A 14,385-nucleotide genomic window follows, 5' to 3' on the forward strand; every position below is an offset into this window, starting at 1 on the left:
GTGGTGCGGGCGTGGCGCCGTGGGGGCAGGTGTCTCGTGGTCGGCCGCGGGCCGGTGGGGGCTGGTCGCGCCGTTCCCCGCGCCCCTGAGGTGCGCACTGCGTGCGCCACCTCATCGGCGCGTGAAGCAAGCGCGCCCTCTGGAGCGGCGGCGGAGCCGCATGCTCCAGGGGCGCGGGGAACGGCGCGAGAAGTCCCCACCGGCCCGCGGGCTCAACAACAACCAGGGGCGCGGGGAACCGCGCGATCAGCCCCCACCAGGGGGACCGGCGGCGAACCGGTCACCCCCCGGTCGCCTTCAGCGCCAGCCAGAGCTCCATCCGGACATCCGGGTCATCGAGCGACCGGCCAAGGATCTCTTCGACCCTGCGCATCCGGTACCGCAACGTATGCCGGTGCACCCCCAGATCCATCGCGGCCGCGTCCCACTGCCCGTGCCGCGACAGCCACGCCCGCAGCGAGGCGACCAGGTCACCGCGGCCCGTCGCGTCGTGGTCCCGCAGCGCGCGGAGCAGCCCGTCCGCGAACGCCCGCACCGCGTCGTTGCCGAGCAGCGGCAGCACCGAACCGGCCACGACGTCCTCGTGCTCGACGAGGACCCGCCCGCGCCTGCGCGCGACGGACAGCGCCTGCTCGGCCTGCTTGAACGCGGTCGCGGCGGCGATCGGCCCGGACGGCGCGGAGAACCCGATGACCAGTTCGTCCTCGGCGGAGCCGTCCGCCCGGGTCGCCTCAAGCACCTCGGCGTACTGCCCGCAGGCCTCCGCGGCCGCTCCCCCGTCGACCACGAGCAGGACGGTCCGCTCCCCGTGCGGTACGACCAGGACGGCCTCACCGGCGCGCGCGGCCGCCGACTCGACGACGTCCGTGAGGACGGACAGCGGCTCGCCGGGCGCGTCGCCCGCCCCGGTGACCGCTTCCGCGAGCAGCAACGCCGTGCCGGTTCCGGCCGACGTCCGGGCCGAGGTCCCGGCCGCGGCGGCGACACCGGTCGGCGGCGGCGCCCCGGCCTCCGCTGCCACCATGCGGAACGGCGCGTCCAGGAGCGCCCCGTAGAGATCACCGGCGACGGCCCGCGCGTGGTCGGGTTCGCCCGCGAGCAGCATCCGCAGCACGGCCGCGCCGATCCGCTGCTCGGCGGCGTACAGCGCGCGCGAACGCTCGGTCGTCAGCGTGAGCAGGGCGATCGCGGAGTGCAGCGCGTACCGCTCGGCGGTGCCGAGGGTGGCCGCCGTGCCCACGGCGAGGGCGGCGCGCGCCCGCCGTCCGGTGCCGATGGAGTGCAGTTCGATGCGGTCGTCGGCGCCGCCCGCGACGACGGCGCTTGCGGGCGCGGGGCGCTCGCGGAGCCGCTCGACGTCGGCGGTCAGCCGGGCGGCCCTGCGGCCCGCCCACTCGGGGGCGGTGGCGACGACGGCGCCCGACGCGTCGTACAGCGCGGCCCACCCGTCCACCTGCGCGGCGAGCACCGCGAGCAGCCCCTCGGGGCCTTCGCTCAGGGCCTGCTTCGTCAGTTCGCGCTGCGCGGCGAACCCGGAGGTGACGGCCCGGTACTGGTCGGCGGCGATGGCCGCGGAGACCGCCTTGCTGATGGCGATGAACGGTGTGCGCGGGGGCACCGCGAGCAGCGGGAGGCCTTCGTCCTTCGCCGCCTTCACGAGAGCTTCCGGTACGTCGTCGTAGTTGACGCCGACCGCGAAGCCGAGCCCGACCACGCCCGCGCCGGCCAGCCGCTTCACGTACCGCCGCATTTCCTCGGGGTCCTCGGCGTCCAGCTTCAGGGCGGTGATCAGCAGCAGTTCGCCGCCCTCCATATAGGGGACGGGGTCGGCGAGTTCGCTCACGTGGGCCCAGCGGACGGGGGTGTCCAGATGGCCCTCGCCCGCTCGCACGGTGAGCTTGAGCGCCGAGTGGTGGACGAGCGAGGCGAGCGTGGGCGGCATGGGGCCTTCAGGTAGCTGGAGGTACGTGGGGGGTGTACCGGAAGTGTGAAGCTTTTGGCCGGTCCGTATGAACGACCAGTGCCGATTGTGCCTCACCGTACGTACTCCGGACGCCGCCCCCAGGATTCTCAGCACACCTTCAGGTACGCAGCTCCACGAGGAGCGGCGGCGCGTGCTCCCCGCGCACGGTGGTGAGCGAGAGCACGGCGTGGCCCGGCGGGACGGCGTGGGCGAGGTCGGAGGCGGACCAGCGTTCGCGTTCGACCTGGCGGACGGTGACGGCGTCGGTGGTCACGGCCTTGCCGGTGACCATCTTGCGCAGGGTGTGCAGGGTGCGGGTGAGTGGCTGGTTGGCGTAGACCGTGTGCTGGGCCACCTCCTCACGCTCCACCCACTCGGTGCCCCAGGCCTCGGCGAACCGGCGCCCGTCCCAGGTCGTGACCCCGGAGAACGCCATGCGGCAGCCGACCGCCGCGTACAGCGGACCCTGCAGCGGCTCGGGGACCTCGCCGACGGTACGCAGGCCGAGCACCACCCCCGCCCGTGAGGAACGGAGCCGCTGGATGGCCCGTACGGTCTCCGCCGTCATGGTCCGCGACGCGTCGTCGAGCACCAGGCAGGCGAACGGCGCGTCCTGCGGACGCCCCCGCACGACCGCGGTGAACTGGGCGAGGAGCAGCCGCGCGAGCAGCCGCGACGCCTCCTCGTGCCCCCGTTCGGGGAGGTCGACGCGGACGCGGAGCGGGTGGCGCGTCACCGCCCGCACCGAGAAAGGGCGCGAGGCGCCGCTCGTGTTGAAGAACTCGGCGAACACCGGCCGGTCGAGGAGGGCGAGGCGGTCCGCGAGCATCGGGCCCGGATCGCTCGCGGCGCCGGACTGCCGCTGCCGGGCGTCGAGTTCACGGCGCATCGCGGCGTGCGGGCCCGCGCCGAGCCGCTCCCTCAGGTCGGCGACGGCGCCGGCCTCCCCTTCGAGCAGTTCACGCAGGACCGGGACGGCGGGGAAGCGGCCGTGCGCCGCGTGGTAGGGGCCGAGCAGCTGGGCCAGCGCGGTGGCGGCGCGCCGGGTGTCGACGCTGTCCAGATCGCCGACGAGCCCCTCCGCGAGGAAGCCGGCGGCCTCGTCGGGGTCGGCGGCGTCCGCGTACAGGTCGAGGTCGTACTCGGAAGCCGGGTCGCCGGGGCGGACCACGACGTCGTACGCGCTGTCGGGGCCGAGCGGGGTGCCCGCCGCGCAGACGGCGACGACGGCGCACCGCCCGGTGAGCGCCTGGAGCGAGAGGGACTCGACGACGGGGCGCACGACGCTCTCGGTCTTGCCCGAGCCGGACGGGCCGACGGCGAGCAGGGAGGTGCCGAGCACGCCCGGGTCGAGGGCGGCGCCGGCACCGTGCAGGGCGTACGGGTTGCGCTCGTCGCGTGCGTACCGGCCGATGCGCACCTGGCCGACGAGCAGGTCGTGCGTGGCGGTGCGGGCCGGCAGGTCGCGCTGTCGCGACGGGTGGGTCCACGCGGCGCCGCCTTGGCGGACCACGGTCTCGGTGAACTCGGCGGTACCGTCCGGCCGGCGGCCCGCCTCGCGCCAGGCCCTGCCGACGCGGACGCAGTCGACGTCGTTCATCCGCCCGGCGGCCACCTCGGCGGCCAGCACGTCGGCCGCCCTGTCCTGCCCCGCGGCGCGCAGTTCGGCCCACTCGGCGCGGGCCCGCGGCGGCGCGGACGGCTTCGGGGGCGCCTTGTCGGAGCGCCGCGCCGACCAGACCTCCAGCCAGCCCCCGAGCCGGGCGAACGGCCACAGCACGGCCACCGTGATCAGGGCGTACAGCGTGTACGCGAGGGCGGGGACCGTGAAGAATCCGTAGCCGCCGGTGATCAGCACGACGATCGACTGGACGGGGGTGGCGACCGGCAGCGGCCGCCAGTCGAGGCCGAGCGCGTCCGGCCAGACGAAGACGAGTGCGCCGACGGCGGCGACCGACGCGATCACGGCGCGGGCCGGCTGCGGACGGTCGACGACGAAGAACCGGATGCCCTCGCCCCAGGCGCCGAACCGGCCGACCAGGAAGACGACCACCAGGAAGGACAGGCCTTCGTAGACGGCCAGCGCGTCGTAGGCCCTCGGCTCACGCGGTGACGTGGTGCCCGGCCACCACCAGCCGTCCGGTGTGAAGACCTTGAGCGGGACCCACTGGTAGGGGAGGGTGCCGCGCCGCCACAGGCTCCACAGGAAGATGCCGACCAGGAACGAGACGGACATCCACACCAGGAGCTTGCGGCCCAGGCCTTCCTGGTCCCGGCGCGGCGGCCGGGGCACGAATCCGTACCGCCATACCCCGGGCTCGGTGGTGGGGCGGCGGGCCGCGAGCCATTCGGCCACCGAGGACGCCGGGGCGCCGGGTGCCTGCCGCGGCATCGGCGGGGCCGTGAGGCGGGGCGGTCTCGTGGGGGGCGGCACCGGCGCGGACCGCGGCCCGCCCTCTGTGTCGTGCTTGTCCCGCTCGTCCTGCGTGCCCCGCGTGCCCTCGGTGTCCATGGCCACTCCCCCCTGACCTGCCGGTCTCTCCGTCACTCAGCGCGTCGATCCGGGCTCAATCTAGTGCCCGTGGCAAGGGAGTTCACCGCATACGCGCCCCGCGGGCCCCTCCTTGGTGTCGCGCCCATCTGTCCATCACGGACAACACGCCCGCGCGATCCCACCCCGATGGAGCATGACCGGCCCCCGACCTCGCACCTAACCTGCGAGACAACCCCCGTACCAACCCGGCGAAACCGGGCCCGAACCAGAACCAGGAGCCCCGCATGAGCGACATCCCGCAGGAGCGCCGCGTCGTCACCGCCATCCCCGGCCCGAAGTCGCAGGAGCTGCAGGCCCGCCGCCTGGCGGCCGTCGCGGCCGGCGTGGGCTCCACGCTTCCCGTGTTCACCGCCCGGGTGGACCGCGGCATCATCGAGGACGTCGACGGCAACCGCCTGATCGACTTCGGCTCCGGCATCGCGGTCACCTCGGTCGGCGCGAGCGCCGAGGCGGTCGTGCGCCGGGCGTCGGCCCAGCTCCAGGAGTTCACCCACACCTGTTTCATGGTCACGCCGTACGAGGGCTATGTCGCCGTCGCCGAGGCGCTGGCCGAGCTGACGCCGGGCGACCACGCCAAGAAGTCGGCCCTGTTCAACTCGGGCGCCGAGGCCGTCGAGAACGCGGTCAAGATCGCCCGTGCGTACACCAAGCGCCAGGCGGTCGTCGTCTTCGACCACGGCTACCACGGCCGTACGAACCTGACGATGGCGCTGACCTCGAAGAACATGCCGTACAAGCACGGCTTCGGGCCGTTCGCGCCCGAGGTCTACCGGGTGCCGGTGGCGTACGGCTACCGCTGGCCGACCGGCGCGGAGAACGCGGGTCCCGAGGCCGCGGCCCAGGCGATCGACCAGATCACCAAGCAGGTCGGCGCGGACAACGTCGCCGCGATCATCATCGAGCCGGTGCTCGGTGAGGGCGGCTTCATCGAGCCGGCCAAGGGCTTCCTGCCGGCGATCAGCAAGTTCGCCACGGACAACGGCATCGTCTTCGTCGCGGACGAGATCCAGTCCGGCTTCTGCCGCACCGGCCAGTGGTTCGCCTGTGAGGACGAGGGCATCGTCCCCGACCTGATCACCACCGCCAAGGGCATCGCGGGCGGCCTCCCGCTCGCCGCCGTCACGGGCCGCGCCGAGATCATGGACGCCGCGCACGCGGGCGGCCTCGGCGGCACCTACGGCGGCAACCCGGTGGCCTGCGCCGGTGCGCTCGGCGCCATCGAGACGATGAAGGAGCTCGACCTCAACGCCCGCGCGAAGGAGATCGAGCGGACGATGAAGGACCGCCTCTCGGTGATGGCGGAGAAGTTCTCCGTCATCGGCGACGTGCGCGGCCGCGGCGGGATGATCGCCATCGAGCTGGTGAAGGACCCCGCGACCAAGGAGCCGCACCCGGAGGCGACGGCGGCGCTCGCCAAGGCCTGTCACGCCGAGGGTCTCCTCGTCCTCACTTGTGGCACCTACGGCAACGTGCTGCGCTTCCTGCCCCCGCTGGTGATCGGCCAGGACCTGCTGAACGAGGGCCTCGACATCCTTGAGAACGCCTTCGCCGCGCTGTGACGACGGGTGGCATTCCGGCGCCTGTCGAAGCGGTAACCATTCCGTGACCTGCGGTGACGGTCGGGCCGTGTGAAGAAGGTGTGCGGGCCCGATGGCGTGTTGGTCAAGCCGCTGTCGTGGCCTCGCGCCCTGCCGTACGGTTTCTGCAGATGAGAGAAACACCCCGCCCACAGGGGACTGTGGGCGACACCGGGTCGGAGCCTCCCCAGCACCGCCCTGGTCGTGCCCTCGCGCACACACCCGGAGCTTCCGGCTCCGGAACTCCTCACCGATCGGACGGTCGTCCGCCCCAAACCCCCCGGGGCGCGCGGCACGCCGATCAGTTCGGCCGGCTCGGAACTACCCCCCCTGTTCCGGGCCGGCCGACCATTTTTCCCCCTCTTCACCCCCTTCTCGCGGGCCTCGCCCTCATCGTGCTCACCGTTCTCACCTGGCAGGTGGCGGTGGACGGCCCGCTCCTCTCCCCCGACGTGCGCCTCGGCACCGCGATCCGCACGAGCGCGATCCCCTCCGTACCGGCCGAGTTCTTCGCCGACCTCGGCAACATGACGGTGGCCCTGCCGATCCTGGCCGCGACCCTCGCGTACGTCACCTGGCGCACCCGCCACTGGCTCACCGCCCTCGCGGCGGTCGTCACCATGGCGCTGGTCCCGGCCCTCGTCTCGCCCCTTCAGCTGTGGCTGGCCCGCCCCGGCCCGCCGCCGATGGCCCCGGAGACCGGCTTCTATCCCTCGGGCCACGCGGCGACGGCCGCGGTCGCGTACGGGCTCTGCGTCCTGCTGCTGCGTGAGGTGCTCCGCGAACGCGGACATGCGGCGGCCTACGGCTGCGTCGTGGTCAACGCGGCCGTAGGCCTGGGGCTCGTCCGGCAGGGGTATCACTGGCCGGTCGATGTGATCGGGAGCTGGTGTCTGGCGGCCCTGCTGCTGTACTGCGCCGCGTACGCGATCAGCCGAAGTAGGCGTCGAAGTTCTTCTGGAACGCCCAGTTGTTGAAGCGGTCCCAGTTCACCGACCACGTCATCAGTCCCCGCAGCCCCGGCCACGTGCCGTGCGGGGTGTACGAGCCGCAGTCGGTCTTCTTGGTGAGGCAGTTCAGCGCCTTGTTCGTCTCGGCCGGGGAGACGTATCCGTTGCCCGCGTTCGTCGAGGCGGGCATGCCGATGGCTATCTGGTCGGGGCGCAGCGGCGGGAAGACGTTGTTCGCGTCGCCTGCGACCGGGAAGCCGGTGAGGAGCATGTCGGTCATGGCGATGTGGAAGTCGGCGCCGCCCATGGAGTGGTACTGGTTGTCGAGACCCATGATCGGGCCCGAGTTGTAGTCCTGGACGTGCAGCAGCGTCAGGTCGTCGCGCAGTGCGTGGATGACGGGGAGGTAGGCGCCGCAGCGCGGGTCCTGGCCGCCCCACTTGCCGGTGCCGTAGAACTGGTAGCCGTTCTGGACGAAGAAGGTCTCCGGGGCCATGGACAGGACGAACGTGGTTCCGTACTTGGCCTTCAGGGTCTTCAGCGCCGAGATCAGGTTCACGATGACCGGGGTCGTCGGGTTCTTGAAGTCCGTGTCGTTCGTGTTCAGGGACAGGGAGTGGCCCTCGAAGTCGACGTCCAGGCCGTCGAGACCGTACTCGTCGATGATCTTCGAGACCGAGGAGACGAAGGTGTCGCGGGCCGCCGTCGTGGTCAGCTGGACCTGGCCGTTCTGGCCGCCGATGGAGATCAGGACCTTCTTGCCCGCCGCCTGCTTCGCCTTCACGGCCGCTTTGAATTCGGCGTCCGATTCGACGCCGGGGCACTCCGTGGCCGGGCAGCGGTCGAAGCGGATGTCGCCGGAGGTCGTCGACGTGGGTTCGCCGAAGGCGAGGTCGATGACGTCCCAGCTGTCGGGGACGTCGGCGAGGCGGGTGTAGCCCGCGCCGTTGGCGAAGCTCGCGTGGAGGTAGCCGACCAGGGCGTGCGTCGGGAGGTCGGACGAGCCGCCTCCGCCGTCCGAGCCCTTCGCCGTCGTCGCCGTGACCGTCGCGGACTTCGGGGATTCGCCCTCTTCGTTGAGCGCCGTCACCTGATAGCTGTACGCCGTGGCGGGCGTGAGACCGGTGACGGTCGTCGAAGTGCCGTTCACCGTACGGGTTTTGGCGCCGTTCGCGTAGAGCGCGTAACTGCTCGCACCGGCGACGGCCTTCCAGGAGAGGGCGACGCTCGTGGACGTGATCGTGCCGGTCGCCAGGCCGGTCGGGGCCGTGGGCGGAACGGGGGCCTCGGTGCCGGGGCCGAGGAGGGTGATGTCGTCGGCGTTGTAGGCCGGGGTGCCGTACCAGCCGTGGGTGTAGATCGTGACCTTGGTGGTGGCCGGGCCCGTGCGGAACGCCGTCGTCAACTGCTGCCAGTCCGGGGCCGACGCGGTCCAGGTCGACACGTCGGTGGTGCCGGTGCCGCTCGCGCCGAGGTAGACGTAAGAGCCGCGGACGTAGCCGGACAGGGTGTAGGCCGAGTCCGGTCTGACGGTCACGGTCTGCGCGCACTGGGCGTTGTCGGCCGCGGTCGGGGTGGCGCGGAGGGACGAAGCGCCGGTGCGCGCGGGCGAGTTGACGGTCACACCGGTGTTCGCCGTACAGGTCCAGCCGTCGAGGGACGACTCGAAGCCGCCGTTCTTCGCCAGATCGGCGTCGGCCGCACCGGCCGTCGTGGCGGACAGGGCGGTGAGGCCGGTTGCGGCGAGCGCGGTGGCAGTGAGCGCGGTGAGCACTCTGCGCCGTATACGGGTGAGAGGTCTGGGACGGTCCATGAGTGCCTCCGGGCGGGGCGAAGGAACGGAGCGAGGGAAGGGAGCGAAGGAAGGGAGCGAGGGGACGGGCACGGCGGAGAACGGGCACGGCGGAGAACCGGCGCGGTGGGGAACGGGCACGGTGAAGTGCGCCCAACTTGGTCCAGACCAATCCGGTTGTCAAGACTCTGAGCTGCCTCTACTCACCTGTGGCCCGGCCCAGTTGGGCCGCGGCCTCGTGCATCGCCAGCTCCAGCAGACCCGGATCGGTGAGGGTGCCGGAGCCGTCCGGTGGCACCAGCCAGCGGACGCCACCGTTGGAGCGGCCCGGGTAGGGCACCACGATCCAGGTGCCGCGGCCCGCGCTGCGCACCCCCGTGCCGAGCCAGCGGGCGGCCGTGCCCGCCGGCACGAAGAAACCCATGCGGGCGTCGCCGAAGTCCGCGAGGACCGGTCCCGTGCGGTCGACGACGCGGGTGAGGACGTCGAGGGTGGGATAGCCCAGCTCCCCCGGCAGGATCAGTACGTCCCACTGTTTCCCCGCGGGCAGCAGCGCCACCCCGAGCGGATTGCGCTCCCACTCCCAGCGGCACGCCTCCGGATCCGGCGCCACCGCCACAAGCCATTCGACCGCCGCCTCAGCCCCGGAGCCAGTCATGGCGGGACCTCCTTCTTCACTCGGACGCTGATGGTCACGAGCGAGAGGGGCCGCAGCCCCGGGCATTACGCGACTCCGGGAAACTTCTTGGCGGTGGACCGGATCACACGGCTACCGTCCCGGCATGGCGACCGACGACGAACAGCGGCAGATCCAGGCGGCGATCGACGGCGAGCTGCGGCTCCTCGACCCGGCCGTGCGCGCCTCCGACGAGTGGGTGACCGCCCTGCTCGACCCGGAGTTCTTCGAGTTCGGGACCTCGGGGCGGCGCTGGGACCGGGAGTCGATCCTGAAGGTGACGGGTGCGGTGTCCGTGCACCCCGAACACCCGGTACAGGTGACGAAGATGGCGGGCACGCTGCTCGCGCCCGGGGTCGTGCACCTCAGCTACCACACGGACGACCGGGGCCGCCGGGCCAATCGCAGCTCCCTGTGGCGCCGCCACCCCGAGGCCGGGTGGCGGCTGTACTTCCATCAGGGGACGCTCAGCGATTCGTAGAGCGAAGGGACCGGTGGATCAGCTGTCGAAGCCGAGGCCCAGGGTGTCCATCGCCTTCAGCCACAGGTTGCGGCGGCCGCCGTTGTCGTCGGCGCGGGCCAGCGACCACTTGGTGAGCGCGATGCCGGTGTACGCGAACGGTTCCGGCGGGAACGGGAGCGGCTTCGTCCTGACCATCTCCAGCTCCGTACGTTCCGTGCGCTCGCCCGACAGCAGATCGAGCATGACGTCCGCGCCGAACCGGGTCGCCCCGACGCCCAGGCCGGTGTACCCGGCGGCGTAGGCGACGCGACCGCCGTGCGCGGTGCCGAAGAACGCCGAGAAGCGGGAGCACGTGTCGATCGCGCCGCCCCACGCGTGCGTGAAGCGCACGCCCTCCAACTGCGGGAAACAGGTGAAGAAGTGGCCCGCGAGCTTCGCGTACGTCTCGGGGCGGTGATCGTGCTCCTCCCGTACGCGGCCGCCGTACGGGTAGATCGCGTCGTAGCCGCCCCAGAGGATGCGGTTGTCCGCCGACAGCCGGAAGTAGTGGAACTGGTTCGCCGAGTCGCCGAGACCCTGTCGGTTCTTCCAGCCGATCGACTCCAGCTGGGCCGCGTTCAGCGGCTCGGTCATCAGCGCGTAGTCGTAGACCGGGACCGTGTACGAACGCACCCGCTTGACCAGCGACGGGAAGACGTTCGTGCCGAGCGCCGCGTGCTGGGCGAAGATCCGGCCGTACGGGGTGCGGACCGCCAAACCGGCGCCGTTCGAGGCGAGTTGCGTGGCCGGCGTGTGCTCGTAGATGCGTACGCCGAGGTCGAGGCAGGCCTGCTTGAGGCCCCACGCGAGCTTCGCCGGGTGCAGCATGGCGACGCCGTCACGGTCGTACAGGGCGCCGAGGAAGGTGGGGGACGCGACCTGTTCACGGACCTGGTCCGCGTCCATCACCTCCAGGCCATCGGCAAGGCCTGCCTCACTCAACTCGTCGTAGAATTCGCGCAGTTCGGACAGCTGGTGCGGCTGCGTCGCCACGTCCAGCTCGCCGGTGCGCTCGAAGTCGCAGTCGATGGAGTAGCGAGCGACCGCGGCTTCGATGGCGTCGAGGTTGGCGGCGCCCAGCTCCTCCAGCTTCTTGATCTCCGACGGCCAGCGGGCGAGCCCGTTGGCCGTGCCGTGCGTGAGGGACCCGGCGCAGAATCCGCCGTTGCGCCCGGAGGCGGCCCAGCCGATCTCGCGGCCCTCGACGAGGACGACGTCACGGCCCGGATCGCGCTCCTTGGCGAGCAGCGCCGTCCACAGGCCGCTGTAGCCGCCGCCCACGACCAGCAGGTCGCAGCGCTCGTCCCCGGTGAGAGCGGGGCGGGCCTCGGGTTTGCCGGGGTCGTCGAGCCAGTACGGGACCGGCTTGGCGTCGGCGAGTGACGTCGTCCAGCGATTCATGGCACCAGCGGCCATGATTCCAACTCCCTCAGAAATTCGGTGCACAGCCTCAGGCGGCTGTCTTGTTCTTTCGTTTGCCGACCATCATTCCGGCCAGCACGCACACTACGGCGACGAGAAACATGGCCGTACCGATGACATTGATCTGAACGGGCGTGCCGCGCTGCGCCGAGCCCCACACGAACATGGGGAAGGTGACCGTCGAGCCCGCGTTGAAATTCGTGATGATGAAATCGTCGAAGGAGAGCGCGAAGGCGAGCAGCGCGCCCGCCGCGATTCCGGGCGCCGCGATCGGCAGCGTGACGCGGACGAAGGTCTGGACAGGGCCCGCGTACAGATCCTGCGCGGCCTGTTCGAGCCGCGGGTCCATCGACATCACCCGCGCCTTCACGGCCGTCACCACGAAGCTGAGGCAGAACATGATGTGGGCGATGAGGATCGTCCAGAAGCCCAGCTGGGCGCCCATGTTGAGGAAGAGCGTGAGCAGCGAGGCCGCCATCACGACCTCCGGCATCGCCATGGGCAGGAAGATCAGCGAGTTCACCGCGCCCCGCGCCCGGAACCGGTAGCGCACGAGGGCGAAGGCGATCATCGTGCCGAGGGCCGTCGCGCCGATGGTCGCCCACACCGCGATCTGCAGGCTGATCGAGAGCGAGCCGCACATGTCGGCGACGCCGCACGGGTTCTTCCAGGCGTCGAGCGAGAACTGCTGCCACTCGTAATTGAAGCGGCCCTTGGGCTTGTTGAAGGAGAACACCGTGACGACGACGTTCGGCAGGAGCAGATACGCGAGCGTGATCAGGCCCGCTATCACCACGAGATTCTTCCGCAGCCAGCGCATCAGACGAGGTCCTCCGTTCCGGCACGGCGAATGTAGACGGTGACCATGACGAGAATGGCCGCCATGAGGATGAAGGAAAGCGCCGCCGCCGTCGGGTAGTCGAGGATGCGAAGGAACTGCGTCTGGATGACGTTGCCGACCATGCGGGTGTCGGTGGAGCCGAGCAGGTCCGCGTTCACGTAGTCGCCGGCCGCCGGGATGAAGGTCAGCAGGGTCCCGGAGACGACGCCGGGCATCGACAGCGGGAAGGTCACCTTGCGGAAGGTGGTCGCGGGCGAGGCGTAGAGATCGCCGGCCGCTTCGTGCAGTCGGCCGTCGATACGCTCCAACGACGTGTACAGCGGCAGGATCATGAACGGCAGGAAGTTGTAGGTGAGTCCGCACACCACCGCGAGCGGGGTGGCGAGCACCCGGTCGCCCTCGGTCATCCCGAGCCAGGTCGTGACGTCGAGCAGATGCAGGGTGTTGAGGGCGCCGACGACGGGCCCGCCGTCCGCGAGGATCGTCTTCCAGGCGAGCGTGCGGATCAGGAAGCTGGTGAAGAACGGCGCGATGACCAGGATCAGTACGACGTTGCGCCAGCGGCCCGCGCGGAACGCGATCAGGTAGGCCAGCGGATAGCCGAGCAGCAGGCACAGGATCGTGGCGCAGCCCGCGTACAGGACGGAGCGCAGGAACTGCGGGTAGTAGTCGGACAGCGCGTCCCAGTACGTGGCGAAGTGCCAGGTGACCTTGAAGCCGTCCTCCAGCGACCCCTGCTGCACCGAGGTCGAGGCCTGGTAGACCATCGGCAGGGCGAAGAAGATCACCAGCCAGAGGATGCCGGGGAGCAGCAGCCAGTACGGGACGAGGCGGCCGCGGCGGCGCGGCTTTCGGGGAGCCTCGGGTGCCTCGGTCGCGGGAGGTGCCTCGGTGATCGCGCTCATGCGGCCGCGTCCTCCGCAACCTTCTCGACGCCGGCCTCGGCATCTTGCGCGGCGTCGAGCCCGAAGGTGTGCGCCGGGTTCCAGTGCAGGACGACCTCGGCGCCGGGCACGAGCCGGGTGTCGCGCTCGATGTTCTGGGCGTACACCTCGAACGCGTCGCACAGCGGGCTGTCGACGACGTACTGCGTGGAGACGCCGATGAAGCTGCTGTCGGCGATCCGGCCGGTGATGCGGTTGCGGCCGTCGGGGATCGTGGCCGCGTCGTCGGCGTGGGTGAGCGATATCTTCTCGGGCCGTACGCCGACCAGGACCTTGCCGCCCGTCGCGGTGGCGGCGGAACATCGCGCGGTGGGCAGGGTGAGCTTGCCGTCGCCCGCCTTCAGCGTCAGGTCCTCTCCGGCGCGGCCGACGATCTCGGCCTCGATGAAGTTCGAGGTGCCGAGGAAGTTGGCGACGAAGGTGGAGCCCGGGTTCTCGTACAGGTCGGTGGGGGCGCCGAGTTGCTCGACGCGGCCCCGGTTCATCACGGCGACGGTGTCGGCCATGGTCATGGCCTCCTCCTGGTCGTGCGTGACGTGGATGAACGTGATGCCGACCTCGGTCTGGATGCGCTTGAGCTCCAGCTGCATCTGGCGGCGCAGCTTGAGGTCGAGGGCGCCGAGCGGCTCGTCGAGCAGGAGCACCTTGGGGTGGTTGATGAGGGCGCGGGCCACGGCGACGCGCTGCTGCTGGCCGCCGGAGAGCTGCTGCGGCTTCTTGCGGACGTGCTCGCCGAGCTGCACCAGGTCGAGCATCTCCTCGACCTGCTTCTTCACCGACTTGATGCCGCGGCGGCGCAGTCCGAAGGCGACGTTCTCGAAGACGTCGAGGTGCGGGAAGAGCGCGTAGGACTGGAAGACGGTGTTCACCGGCCGCTTGTAGGGCGGTAGCGCGGTGACGTCCTGATCGCCGAGGTGAACCGTTCCTGTCGTCGGTTCCTCAAGCCCCGCGATCATGCGCAGCGTGGTCGTCTTGCCGCAGCCGGAGGCGCCGAGCAGCGCGAAGAACGAGCCCTGCGGGACGGTGAGGTCCAGCGGCCGCACCGCGGTGAACCCGTTGTCGTACGTCTTGCTGATCCCGGTGAGACGGACGTCGCCGCCGTGGTCGGTCGTCATGGTGTGAGTCCAAGGAGTCTGGGAGCGGGGGCAGGTGCGGAAGAACCGG

11 protein-coding genes are annotated in these 14,385 nt (G+C 71.2%); 3 read left to right on the top strand and 8 right to left on the bottom strand.

What is annotated here, in order from left to right; translation table 11 throughout:
- Positions 1–280: 280 nt before the first annotated feature.
- Together ACIREE_RS21745 and ACIREE_RS21750 are read right to left on the bottom strand one after the other, a co-directional pair.
- Positions 281–1,942 carry a PucR family transcriptional regulator gene (locus ACIREE_RS21745; RefSeq protein ID WP_404154480.1) on the bottom strand — a complete coding sequence of 554 codons (1,662 nt, stop codon included), beginning with the start codon at positions 1,940–1,942 and terminating at the stop codon, positions 281–283.
- A 139-nt stretch (positions 1,943–2,081) separates the two neighbouring features.
- Complete coding sequence (locus ACIREE_RS21750) at positions 2,082–4,475, bottom strand: ATP/GTP-binding protein (protein ID WP_404154483.1); 2,394 nt, start codon at positions 4,473–4,475, stop codon at positions 2,082–2,084.
- A 266-nt stretch (positions 4,476–4,741) separates the two neighbouring features.
- Here ACIREE_RS21750 and gabT point away from each other — a divergent pair, with 266 nt between their 5' ends.
- Both gabT and ACIREE_RS21760 read left to right on the top strand, forming a co-directional pair.
- The gene (gene gabT / locus ACIREE_RS21755) at positions 4,742–6,076 is read left to right on the top strand and encodes a 4-aminobutyrate--2-oxoglutarate transaminase (protein ID WP_404154485.1); all 1,335 of its coding nucleotides are present in this window, start codon (positions 4,742–4,744) and stop codon (positions 6,074–6,076) included.
- A 413-nt stretch (positions 6,077–6,489) separates the two neighbouring features.
- Positions 6,490–7,071 carry a phosphatase PAP2 family protein gene (locus ACIREE_RS21760; RefSeq protein WP_404154488.1) on the top strand — a complete coding sequence of 194 codons (582 nt, stop codon included), beginning with the start codon at positions 6,490–6,492 and terminating at the stop codon, positions 7,069–7,071.
- Here ACIREE_RS21760 and ACIREE_RS21765 read toward each other — a convergent pair.
- Together ACIREE_RS21765 and ACIREE_RS21770 are read right to left on the bottom strand one after the other, a co-directional pair.
- A complete protein-coding gene (locus tag ACIREE_RS21765) occupies positions 7,025–8,857 on the bottom strand; it encodes a chitinase (protein WP_404154491.1) in 1,833 nt (610 codons plus the stop codon). The two genes, ACIREE_RS21760 and ACIREE_RS21765, sit on opposite strands and share 47 nt — an antisense overlap.
- A gap of 178 nt (positions 8,858–9,035) precedes the next feature.
- The gene (locus ACIREE_RS21770) at positions 9,036–9,494 is read right to left on the bottom strand and encodes a hypothetical protein (protein ID WP_404154494.1); all 459 of its coding nucleotides are present in this window, start codon (positions 9,492–9,494) and stop codon (positions 9,036–9,038) included.
- A gap of 124 nt (positions 9,495–9,618) precedes the next feature.
- Between ACIREE_RS21770 and ACIREE_RS21775 the strand changes: the two genes are divergently transcribed.
- Positions 9,619–9,993, top strand: coding sequence for a DUF4440 domain-containing protein (locus ACIREE_RS21775; RefSeq protein WP_404154496.1), 375 nt, complete (start codon positions 9,619–9,621; stop codon positions 9,991–9,993).
- An 18-nt stretch (positions 9,994–10,011) separates the two neighbouring features.
- Here ACIREE_RS21775 and ACIREE_RS21780 read toward each other — a convergent pair whose 3' ends face one another.
- From ACIREE_RS21780 to ACIREE_RS21795, 4 genes are read right to left on the bottom strand one after another with little or no spacing between them, the layout of a single operon-like run.
- Positions 10,012–11,430 carry an NAD(P)/FAD-dependent oxidoreductase gene (locus ACIREE_RS21780; protein ID WP_404154499.1) on the bottom strand — a complete coding sequence of 473 codons (1,419 nt, stop codon included), beginning with the start codon at positions 11,428–11,430 and terminating at the stop codon, positions 10,012–10,014.
- Between the two features lie 34 nt (positions 11,431–11,464).
- Positions 11,465–12,256, bottom strand: coding sequence for an ABC transporter permease (locus tag ACIREE_RS21785; protein ID WP_404154502.1), 792 nt, complete (start codon positions 12,254–12,256; stop codon positions 11,465–11,467).
- Complete coding sequence (locus ACIREE_RS21790; protein ID WP_404154505.1) at positions 12,256–13,182, bottom strand: ABC transporter permease; 927 nt, start codon at positions 13,180–13,182, stop codon at positions 12,256–12,258. The genes ACIREE_RS21785 and ACIREE_RS21790 overlap by 1 nt, the downstream gene beginning before the upstream one ends.
- Positions 13,179–14,336: an ABC transporter ATP-binding protein gene (locus ACIREE_RS21795; RefSeq protein WP_404154507.1), complete on the bottom strand. Its 1,158-nt coding sequence runs from the start codon at positions 14,334–14,336 to the stop codon at positions 13,179–13,181. Before ACIREE_RS21795 ends, ACIREE_RS21790 begins: the two co-directional genes overlap by 4 nt.
- Positions 14,337–14,385: the final 49 nt, after the last annotated feature.

Origin of the sequence: Streptomyces sp. NPDC102467 (genome assembly GCF_044765445.1) — a bacterium.
Classification (GTDB): domain Bacteria; phylum Actinomycetota; class Actinomycetes; order Streptomycetales; family Streptomycetaceae; genus Streptomyces.

Coding starts and splice junctions, on each gene's coding strand:
- ACIREE_RS21795 (WP_404154507.1), bottom strand. CDS start 14,336: ATGACGACCGACCACGGCGGCGACGTCCGTCTCACCGGGATCAGCAAG.
- ACIREE_RS21780 (WP_404154499.1), bottom strand. CDS start 11,430: ATGGCCGCTGGTGCCATGAATCGCTGGACGACGTCACTCGCCGACGCC.
- ACIREE_RS21745 (WP_404154480.1), bottom strand. CDS start 1,942: ATGCCGCCCACGCTCGCCTCGCTCGTCCACCACTCGGCGCTCAAGCTC.
- ACIREE_RS21775 (WP_404154496.1), top strand. CDS start 9,619: ATGGCGACCGACGACGAACAGCGGCAGATCCAGGCGGCGATCGACGGC.
- ACIREE_RS21785 (WP_404154502.1), bottom strand. CDS start 12,256: ATGCGCTGGCTGCGGAAGAATCTCGTGGTGATAGCGGGCCTGATCACG.
- ACIREE_RS21790 (WP_404154505.1), bottom strand. CDS start 13,182: ATGAGCGCGATCACCGAGGCACCTCCCGCGACCGAGGCACCCGAGGCT.
- ACIREE_RS21770 (WP_404154494.1), bottom strand. CDS start 9,494: ATGACTGGCTCCGGGGCTGAGGCGGCGGTCGAATGGCTTGTGGCGGTG.
- ACIREE_RS21765 (WP_404154491.1), bottom strand. CDS start 8,857: ATGGACCGTCCCAGACCTCTCACCCGTATACGGCGCAGAGTGCTCACC.
- ACIREE_RS21750 (WP_404154483.1), bottom strand. CDS start 4,475: ATGGACACCGAGGGCACGCGGGGCACGCAGGACGAGCGGGACAAGCAC.
- gabT (WP_404154485.1), top strand. CDS start 4,742: ATGAGCGACATCCCGCAGGAGCGCCGCGTCGTCACCGCCATCCCCGGC.